This window comes from Phenylobacterium sp. (assembly GCF_013911965.1).
GTDB lineage: Bacteria > Pseudomonadota > Alphaproteobacteria > Caulobacterales > Caulobacteraceae > Phenylobacterium.
Genome location: NZ_JACESE010000033.1, coordinates 1 through 9,432, shown reverse-complemented (window position 1 = coordinate 9,432; position 9,432 = coordinate 1). Strand labels below are relative to the sequence as shown.

Genomic DNA, 9,432 nt, shown 5'->3' with positions numbered 1-9,432 from the left:
ATGAAGATCACCGCGGCCAGGCTGAAAAGGCTTACGAAGACCAGGCCCGCGCCGAGCGGCTTGCCCACGCTCTGGTCGGCGTTGACGGCGAAGGCGCGCCCGCGGTCCGTAGTCAGCCGGCCCCAGAGCCGCGGAAGCAGCAGCCAGACGGCGAGCGCCACCGCGCCATAGCCGACGCCGGCGAGGAAAAAGAAGGAGTTGAGCAGCCGCAGCGGGCCCCAGAGGCCACCCAGGCTGTCGGCGATCCAGCTAAGCATCGGATATCCTGCCTGGGCCTTGGTCTATGGGTTCGTTCGGGCGGAGGCTCGGGTCACACCCGGGCGCGGAAGGGGTCGGCCGGATAGACGCCGAGGATTTCGAACCGTTCGGAGAAGAAGCGCAGCTCTTCGAAGGCCAGCGCCACCTCGCGGTCTTCGGGGCGGCCGTCGACCTCGGCGTAGAAGAAGGTCGCCGTCCAGGCGCCGTCCTCCATGTAGCTTTCCAGCTTGGTCATGTTGACGCCGTTGGTCGCGAAACCGCCGAGCGCCTTGTAGAGGGCGGCCGGCAGGTTGCGGACGCGGAAGACGAAGCTGGTGATGCAGGGGCTGGTGAAGGGCGGCGGCTCGGGCTCGGGCTCCGCTGTCATCACCAGGAAGCGGGTGGTGTTGTGCCGCTCGTCCTCGATGTCGCGCAGCAGGATCTCCAGCCCGTAGATCTCGGCCGCCAGGGCCGGCGAGATGGCCGCCCGCGTCGGATCGGGGCTCTGGGCCAGCAGGCGGGCCGCGCCGGCCGTATCGCCCACGGGCTCGGCCCGCAGACCCAGGCGCTTGACCGTCTTCTTGCACTGGCTGATGGCGATGGCCATCGACTGGACGGTCTTCACCTGCTCCAGCTTCACGCCCGGATTGACCATCAGCTGGAAGCGGATCGGCTTGAACTTCTCGCCGACGATCTTCAGCCCGGAATTGGGCAGCAGGTGGTGCACGTCGGCGACGCGCCCGGCGATGGAATTCTCCACCGGGATCATGCCCAGCTGGCAGTCGCCCGACCTGATGGCGTCGAAGGCCTCGTCGAAGGTCGGGTGCGGGACCGGCTCGTAGTCGGGGAAGTAGGTGGCGCAGGCCTCGTGGCTGTTGGCGCCCAGTTCGCCCTGGAAGGCGATGCGTCCCTTGGTCATTGGGCCTTGCTCATTGACTATCCTTGTCCAGCCGGCGGGCATAGGCCCGCGCGCGTTCCAGGTCGGCGGGATTGTCCACCGAGATGGGCGCCTCGTCGATGACGGCGGCCCAGACCTGCATCCCCATCTCCAGCGCCCGAAGCTGCTCGAGGCGCTCGCGAAGCTCCAGGGGCGAGGGCGGCGCGGCGGTGAACCGCTCCAGCGCTTCGCGCCGATAGCCATAGACGCCGTGATGCAGCCACACGGGCGCGTCGCCATAGAGGACCGAACGCGTGAAATAGAGAGCCCGGCCCGAGCGCCCGTCCGGCGCCAGGGCGAGCACCGCCTTGGGGATGTCGGGGTTCGACCGTTCGGCCGGGTCGCTCTCGGCCACCACGACGGTCGACAGGTCGCAGGCCGGCTGGCGGACCAGCAGATCCACGCAGGCGCGGACCACCTCCGGCGCGACGAAGGGTATGTCGCCCTGCAGGTTGACCACCACGTCGTGGCGCCCCTGGGGGTCGAGTTCGGCGAGGGCGCGAAGGATGCGGTCGGAGCCCGAGGGCAGGTCCGGATCGGTGAGCACCGCCCGGCCGCCCGCCTTCTCCACCGCCTCGACGATCTCGCGATCGCCCGCCGCCACGGCCACCGGGCCGACGTCCGCGGCCTGCGCCTGCCGCAGCACACGGACGATCATCGGCAGGCCTTCGATCTCCGCCAGCGGCTTTCCCGGAAGACGCGTGGCGGCCATGCGTGCGGGAATCAGGACGATGGGCTTCATCGGAGTCGGCTCTGCGGCTGGGCAAGGGCGCCAGCGACGAACTGGCCGGTTGCACGAGCGCCGGTAGCGTGTAAGAGACGCTGGCGCAATAAGGGGCGGGGAGATTCCCGCGCGTATGCCGGTTATCGAAGACCGGCCTCAAAGAGGGCCGATTCAGGGACTATGAGCGACCTTACGTTCAACAAGGTCGCCGGCGCGCTGCTGGCGACGGGCTTGGCTGTTTTCGGCCTGCGAGAAGCTTCCAGCATCGTCTTTGCGCATCACGAGCCTGAGAAGGCCGGCTACGCGATCGAAGTCGCCGAGGAGACCGGCGGGGCCGCGGAGGCCGAGGCGCCGATCGACTGGGGAACCGTGCTGCCGGCGGCCGACATCGCGGCGGGCGAGGCCTCCTTCGCCAAGTGCCGCAGCTGCCACACCATCGAGCAGGGCGGCGCCAACGGCACCGGTCCGAACCTCTACGGCGTCGTCGGCGCCCGTCCGGCGGTTCACCCGGGCTTCTCCTATTCGCCGGCCATGATCGCCCATGGCGAAGAGGCGCCGGTCTGGACCTTCGAGGAGCTGGGCCACTTCCTGGAAGCGCCGCAGCGCTACATCAACGGCACCAAGATGACCTTCGTCGGCCTGAAGCGCCGCGAGGAACTGATCAACATGATCGCCTATCTGCACTCGCAGGGCGGCCAGATCCCCTTCCCGGCCCCGAACCCGGTCGCGCCGGCCGCCGAGGAAGGCGCCGCCGCCGAGGGTGAGGCCGCCGCCGAAGGCGAAGCCGCCGCCCCGGCCGAAGGCGAAGCGCCGGCCGAGGCCGCCGCGGAGACCCCGGCCGCCTGAGGCGAGCCCGATCCGATCCTGGAGAAGCCCGGCCCTGCGCCGGGCTTTTTCATTTGCGGAGCGGCGCGCTCAGGGGCGACGGAAGCTGGTCGGTTCGCCGGAGCCGGCGGCGTCGATCCGCGCGATGGCCGCGTCGAGCGGCTCGATCGCCACGGCCATGTGGTGGGCGTTGGCGTGGATCATCCGCTCGGCGTCCAGCATCATGCCCACATGGCCGCGCCAGAAGACGAGGTCGCCACGCCGCAGCGCGCTGCGCGGGATCTCGGCCTCGAAGGCGGCTTCCTGCTGATCGGTGTCCCGCGGACAGGCGCGGCCGCAGGCCAGCAGGGCCTGCTGCACGAGCCCGGAGCAGTCCAGCCCGAGGCTTTCCCGCCCGCCCCACAGATAGGGCGCGCCCAGATAGCTCTCGGCCACCGCCGCCGGGTCGGCGGCGAAGCCGAGGCCGATGGGCGCCAGATGGTCGAGCACGAACCAGGCGCCCTGGCTGTCGCGGCCGAAGCGGCCCTCCTCCGCCGTCACGCAGATCAGGGCGCCGAGACTGAAGGGGCCGATGGCGGGCGCCTTGATGCTGGGCGCGCCGAAGGCGTAGGTCCGCAGGGCGGCGACCCGGTGGGTGGGCGGCGGCCCGGGCGGGCCGAGATCGGCGAGCGCCACATGGCCCACATAGCCGTCGCGCGCCGCCTGGCCCCAGGCGAAACCCCCGGCCTCGGCCAGGATGTCGAACCGTTCGCCGTAGAGGAGCTGATCGACCTGTTCGGCGTCGGCCGCCGGCGTCCTGCGGACGGCCGTCGCCGGCGCCCGGCAGACGGCGGGCCGGCGGGGGGCATAGGCCTGGGCCGCCACGAGGCCCTGCAGATCCTCGGCGGCGAGCTCGGGACGCGCCAGGGTCAGGCGGGCGTCGAGGCTCATGCGAAGCGGTCCTGCAGCATGCGGAAGAGGCCGCGGATGGCCATGACTTCGCCGCCGGCCGGCACGCCCGGCTTGCCGCGCGGATTCCAGGCGAAGATGTCCAGGTGGACCCAGGGCCCTTCCGGCGCGAAGCGCTGCAGGAAGAGGGCCGCGGTCACCGCGCCCGCCTGCGCCCAGGGGTCGGCGTCGTTCTTCAGGTCGGCCACCTCGCTGTCGAGCGCCTCGGCATAGGGCTTCCAGAGCGGCAAACGCCAGAGCGGATCCTCCGCCGCCTCGGCGGCGGCGGCGATCTGGGCGGCCAGAGTCTCGTCGTCGGTGAAGAAGGGCGGCAGCTGCGGTCCCAGCGCCACGCGCGCTGCGCCGGTCAGGGTGGCCAGGTCGATGGTCAGGTCGGGCTTCAGTTCGGCCGCCCGCGTCAGCGCATCGGCCAGGATCAGCCGGCCCTCGGCGTCGGTGTTGCCCACCTCGATCGTCAGGCCCTTGCGCGAATCCAGCACGTCGCCGGGGCGCATGGCGTCGCCGGCGATGGCGTTCTCCACGGCCGGGGTCAGGACCAGCAGGCGCACCGGCAGGCGGGCGGCCATGACCATCCGGGCGAGCGCCAGGGCGTGGGCCGCGCCGCCCATGTCCTTCTTCATCAGCCGCATGGCGCCGGCCGGCTTGATGTCGAGACCGCCGGTGTCGAACACCACGCCCTTGCCGATGATGGCCACCAGCGGCCGGCCGTCCTCGCCCCAGGACATCTCGATCATCCGGGGCTCGCGGCCCGGTCCGGCGGCGCGGCCGACGGCGTGGACGGCCGGATAGTTGGCCTCCAGCAGGCCTTCGCCGGCGACCACCGTGATGGCGGCGCCGTACTGCTCGGCGATCTCGCGGGCGATGGTCTCGATCTGCAGCGGCCCCATGTCGTTGGCCGGGGTGTTGACCATGTCGCGGGCGAGCGCGCAGGCGTGCGCCATGGCCTTCACCGCCGCGACGTCGGCGCCTTCGGCGATCAGGCGCGGCCGGTCGTCGGGCTTCTTCTTGTAGCGGTCGAAGCGGTAGCTCCCGAGCGCGAAGGCGAGCGCCGCCTCGTCGGGGGAGATGTCCTGGGGCCGCTGCGCCAGGCGATAGGCGCCGGCCGGCAGCCGGGCGGCCAGGGCGCGCACGCCCGAGGCGCGGGCGGCGCCCAGGCCGAACAGCACCCGCTCGGTCTGGCCCGTCGCGTCGGGCACGATCAGGATCTGGCCGGCCTTGCCCTTGAAGTCCTGCGCCTTGGCCAGGCCCTGGGCCATGACGCCGGCTTCGGCCAGAGCCGCCTCGACATCGGCTTCGCGCAGGAGATGGACCGGGATCACCGGGCCGTCAGCGGATTCCAGGATGACATCGGACATGGGCGGGCCCTCCGGATTTTATGCTTAACGCTTCCTTTAAGCGGCCCGGGGACAATGGCCGGAACGCTCGGAGGCTCCCTCGTCATGTGTCGTATGTCGGCCCTCGCCGCAACCGCCCTCACGCTGAGCCTCAGCCTCGCCGCGCCGGCCGCCGCCTTCGGCTTCAGGTCGAAGGCCGAGGCGCAGACGCCGGCCGCCCCGGCGGCGCCCGCGGCGGACAAGACCGAAGCCGCGGACCAGCGCGCCGCCCCGCAGGCGCGGGCCCTGGCCGAGCGCATGGATCCCCTGGCCCGGGCCGCCTTCTGGGCCCGCGAATCGACCCTCGACCCCACCGACATCGAGGCCGGACTGGGGCTGGCGCACGCCCTGCGCGACATGGGCAAGGCCGAAGAGGCGGCCGCCACGGCCGAGCGGCTGGCGGTGATCGCCCCGGACAATGTCGAGGTGCTGCTGGAGATCGCCCGGGCGCACCTGGCGCGAGGTCAGGGCTTCTATGCCGTGAAGCCGGCGGCCCAGGCCGAGGCGCTGGCCCCCCGCGACTGGCGCCCGCCCTTCCTGCTGGCCGTGGCTTACGAACTGGCCGAACGGGACGGTGAAGCCCTCGCCGCCCATCGCCGCGCCCTGGCGCTGGCGCCGCAGAACCCGTCCGTCCTCTCCAACCTCGCCATGTTCCAGGCCGCCCGCGGCCAGACGGCGGAAGCCGAGGCCCTGCTGCGCCAGGCGGTCGCCCAGCCGGAGGCGACGGCGACGATACGGCAGAACCTGGCGCTCATCCTCGGCCTGCAGGGCCGGCTGGCTGAGGCCGAGGCCCTGGCCCGGCAGGACCTGCCGCCGCAGACGGTCTCCGCCAACCTCGCCTATCTGCGCTCCGCCACTGCGCCGGCCGCCGCCGGCGGCGCGGGACGGTCGTGGGAGTCGGTGAGCCAGCCGCACCGATAGGGCCGGCGCCGCGCCTCAGGACCCTGGCGAGGCGCCGCCCATGATGTCCATGGCCCGCAGGACCGCCGGCCCCAGGATGACCAGGAAAAGCACCGGCAGGAAGAACAGGATCATCGGCACGGTGAGCTTGGCCGGCAGCTGGGCGGCCTTCTTCTCGGCCGCAGCCAGGCGCATGTCGCGGTTCTCCTTGGCCATCACCCGCAGGGCCGAGCCGAGCGGGGTGCCGTAGCGTTCGGCCTGGATCATAGCCGTGGCCACCGACTTGATGCCCGGATGGTTGGTCCGCCGCGCCAGCCCCTCATAGGCCTGCCGGCGTTCCGGCAGGTAGGAGAGCTCGGCCGTCAGCAGGGTGAGCTCCTCGGCCAGTTCGATGGAGGCGCCGCCGATCTCCTGGCTCACCTTCTGGATGGCGGCCTCGATCGACATGCCCGACTCCACGCAGATCAGCAGCAGGTCGAGGGCGTCGGGGAAGGCGCCGACGATCGATTCCCGGCGCTTCTGGGCGATGTTGGTGATGTAGATGTTGGGCGCGTAGTAGCCGAGCGTCAGGCCCCCGACGATGGCGGCGATGCGGGTCATGCCCGAGAGCCCGAAGTCATTGACCACGAACAGGTAGAAGGCCACCGACGCGGCGAAGGCGAAGGGCAGGACGAAGCGGAAGAAGTAGAAGGTGGAGACCGGCCGCGGACCGCGGAAGCCGGCCTGGGCCAGCTTGTCCACCACCTGCGGATCCTCCAGCAGGCGGGACAGCTGCAGCCGTTCGACCACCCGCTTGTAGAGCCCTTCGTCGGTGTGGCGCAGGCTGCCGCCGCGGGCGGCGGCCAGGGCCTCGCGCGACTTGCGTCGCAGTTCCTCGCGCCGGGTCGAGACCGACTTCAGCCGCGCCTCCAGCCCGTTCCGCCGCATCAGCGGGCCGGTCAGGGTGACGATGGTGGCGAAGGTGACGATCGCCACGAAGGCGGCCATCAGGTTCTGCGGATCGGTGAGAGCCCCCAGGTCCATGCGCCGCCCCTAGATCCTGAAGTTGATCATGCGGCGCATGACGAACACCCCGAGGGCCATCAGCAGGGCGCCGCCGCCGAGGATGATGCGGCCGCGCGGATCGGTGAACAGGGGCGACATGTAGGTCGGCGAGAGCACGCTGATGACGATCATCACGCCCGGCGGCAGGGAGCCGATGATGAAGGCCGAGGCGACGGCCTCGCCCGAGAGCGCCTTGATCTTCTCCCGCATCAGCTTGCGGGCGCGGATGACGGTGGAGAGATTGCCCAGCGCCTCGGCCAGATTGCCGCCGGTCTTCTGCTGGATGCCGAGCACGATGCCGAAGAAGCGGACCTCCTGGGCGGGCATGCGCTCGTACATGCGCTCCACCGCCTGGTCGATGGAGACGCCCATGCCGGTGTTCTCCACCATCCGCTTGAACTCGCCGGCGAGGGGCTCGGGCGCCTCGGCCCCGATGACGCGCAGGCTGTCATTGACCGGCAGGCCCGACTTGATGCCGCGCACGATGATGTCCATGGCGTCGGGGAAGGACTCGACGAACTTCTTGATCCGCCGCTGGGCGAGCATGCCGACCACCCAGCGCGGCAGGCCGAAGCCCGCCGCGAAGCCGAGGCCGAGACCCACATAGGCCGCCTGGCCCAGCAGCATCGCCATCAGGAAGACGGTCAGCCCGAGGCCGGCGCTGATGATCCAGAAGGTGCGGGTGTTGATGGACAGGCCGGCCTGCTGCAGGCGCGCCGAGATCGACAGCGAGGCCTTCTTCTTCTGCCGGTCCTCCTCCTTCAGGCTCTGGAGGATCTGCTTGCGGCGCTGGTCCTGGGCGCTGACCGCCCCGCGCCGCGACTTGGTCTCGCGGTTCTCACGGCCGACGATGGCCTGGGCGCGCTTGGCCACCCGCGCCTGGCCCGGGCTCTGGCCGGCGAGCGCGAGGCCGAAGCCGGCGACGGCGACGAAGCCGAGCACGGCCGCCAGGATGGAGAGCAGGGTCGGGCTCATTCGGCCGCGTCCAGGGCTTCGGCCAGCTCGCGTTCCAGGCCGTAGTAGCGGGCGCGGTCCCAGAACCGCGGCCGCGCGATGCCCGTGGAGCGGTGCCGGCCGACCACCCGGCCGTCGGCGTCCTCGCCGGTGATCTCGTAGACCATGAGGTCCTGGGTGATGATGACGTCGCCTTCCAGCCCGACCACCTCGGTGATGTGGGTGATGCGGCGCGAGCCGTCGCGCAGACGGGCGGCCTGGATGATCACGTCGATGGAGCCGACGATCATCTCGCGGATCGTCTTCGACGGCAGGCCGTAGCCGCCCATGGTGATCATGGATTCCAGCCGGCTGACCGCCTCGCGCGGGCTGTTGGCGTGGAGGGTGCCCATGGAGCCGTCGTGGCCGGTGTTCATGGCCTGCAGCAGGTCGAAGGCTTCCGGTCCGCGGACTTCGCCGACGATGATGCGTTCGGGGCGCATCCGCAGGCAGTTCTTCACCAGGTCGCGCATGGTGATCTGCCCCTGGCCCTCCAGGTTGGGCGGCCGGGTTTCCAGGCGGACCACGTGCGGCTGCTGCAGCTGCAGTTCGGCCGCGTCCTCGCAGGTCACGACCCGCTCGGTGGGGTCGATGAAGGCGGTGAGCGTATTGAGCAGGGTCGTCTTGCCCGAGCCCGTACCGCCCGAGATGAGCACGTTGCAGCGGCAGGCGCCGATGACGCCCAGGACCCGCGCGCCTTCCGGCGTGATGGAGTCGTACTCCACCAGGTCCTTCATGGTCAGCTTGTCCTTCCGGAACTTCCGGATGGTGAGCGTCGGGCCGTCCAGGGCCAGCGGCGGGGCGATGACGTTGACGCGGCTGCCGTCGGGCAGACGGGCGTCGCAGATGGGCGAGCTTTCGTCGACCCGGCGGCCCACCTGGCTGACGATCCGCTGGCAGATGTTCATCAGCTGGGCGTTGTCGCGGAATCGGACGTTGGTCAGCTGGACCTTGCCGCCCACTTCGATGAATACGCGCGACGCGCCGTTGACCATGATGTCGGCGATGTCGTCGCGGGCCAGGAGCGGCTCGAGCGGACCATAGCCCAGCACGTCGTTGATGATGTCCTGGACCAGGCTCTCCTGCTCGGAGATGGACATCGAGACGTTCTTGATCGCCACCAGCTCGGCGACGATGTCGCGGATCTCCTCGGCCGCCGCCTTGACGTCCAGCTGGGCGAGCTGGGCCAGGTCGATCGTGTTGATCAGGGCGTTGAAGATCGTCGTCTTGGTGGCGTGATAATAGTCCGACTGCTCGCGCACCACCTGGGTGGCCGGGGCCGGCCCCTGGGCGGCGCGCAGCTGCTCGAAGCCCGAGGTGGCCTTCGGGCCGTCGGCGCGCGGGCGGGCGGCCTCAGCCTTGGGCGCCTCGGTGCGCTGGGGGCGCGTGGCGATGGGGGCGGCCGCCTGGGCCGGCGGCGGCGGGGCGGCCGGCCGCGCCTGGGCCGGGCG

Annotated in this window: 10 protein-coding genes; 2 read left to right on the top strand and 8 right to left on the bottom strand. The window is 71.1% G+C overall.

Annotation, left to right across the window (positions count from 1 at the left end):
- The 3 genes from H2041_RS19065 to H2041_RS19055 all read right to left on the bottom strand — a co-directional run.
- A partial coding sequence (locus H2041_RS19065) for a hypothetical protein (protein WP_293415478.1) occupies positions 1–257 on the bottom strand: 257 nt, incomplete at its 3' end.
- Positions 258–310: 53 nt separating this feature from the next.
- Positions 311–1,156, bottom strand: a complete 846-nt coding sequence (locus tag H2041_RS19060) for a prephenate dehydratase (protein ID WP_293415476.1) — start codon at positions 1,154–1,156, stop codon at positions 311–313.
- Positions 1,157–1,166: 10 nt separating this feature from the next.
- The gene (locus H2041_RS19055) at positions 1,167–1,916 is read right to left on the bottom strand and encodes a 3-deoxy-manno-octulosonate cytidylyltransferase (RefSeq protein WP_293415474.1); all 750 of its coding nucleotides are present in this window, start codon (positions 1,914–1,916) and stop codon (positions 1,167–1,169) included.
- Positions 1,917–2,078: 162 nt separating this feature from the next.
- Between H2041_RS19055 and H2041_RS19050 the strand changes: the two genes are divergently transcribed.
- Entirely contained in the window at positions 2,079–2,744 is a 666-nt protein-coding gene (locus H2041_RS19050; RefSeq protein ID WP_293415472.1) for a cytochrome c family protein, read from the top strand.
- Positions 2,745–2,813: 69 nt separating this feature from the next.
- Here the strand turns inward: H2041_RS19050 and H2041_RS19045 are convergent, their stop codons facing one another.
- Positions 2,814–3,653, bottom strand: a complete 840-nt coding sequence (locus H2041_RS19045) for an NlpC/P60 family protein (protein ID WP_293415470.1) — start codon at positions 3,651–3,653, stop codon at positions 2,814–2,816.
- Positions 3,650–5,026, bottom strand: coding sequence for a leucyl aminopeptidase family protein (locus H2041_RS19040; RefSeq protein WP_293415468.1), 1,377 nt, complete (start codon positions 5,024–5,026; stop codon positions 3,650–3,652). The genes H2041_RS19045 and H2041_RS19040 overlap by 4 nt, the downstream gene beginning before the upstream one ends.
- Before the next feature lie 84 nt (positions 5,027–5,110).
- On the opposite strand from H2041_RS19040, the gene H2041_RS19035 reads away from it, so the two are divergent.
- The gene (locus H2041_RS19035; RefSeq protein WP_293415466.1) at positions 5,111–5,965 is read left to right on the top strand and encodes a tetratricopeptide repeat protein; all 855 of its coding nucleotides are present in this window, start codon (positions 5,111–5,113) and stop codon (positions 5,963–5,965) included.
- Positions 5,966–5,980: 15 nt separating this feature from the next.
- On the opposite strand, the gene H2041_RS19030 is transcribed toward H2041_RS19035, so the two are convergent.
- From H2041_RS19030 to H2041_RS19020, 3 genes are all read right to left on the bottom strand, one after another.
- On the bottom strand, positions 5,981–6,967 hold the full coding sequence (locus tag H2041_RS19030) for a type II secretion system F family protein (RefSeq protein WP_293415464.1): 987 nt from the start codon (positions 6,965–6,967) through the stop codon (positions 5,981–5,983).
- 9 nt (positions 6,968–6,976) lie between these two features.
- On the bottom strand, positions 6,977–7,951 hold the full coding sequence (locus H2041_RS19025; protein ID WP_293415480.1) for a type II secretion system F family protein: 975 nt from the start codon (positions 7,949–7,951) through the stop codon (positions 6,977–6,979).
- 8 nt (positions 7,952–7,959) lie between these two features.
- On the bottom strand, positions 7,960–9,432 hold a 1,473-nt coding region (locus H2041_RS19020), incomplete at its 5' end, for a CpaF family protein (protein WP_293415462.1).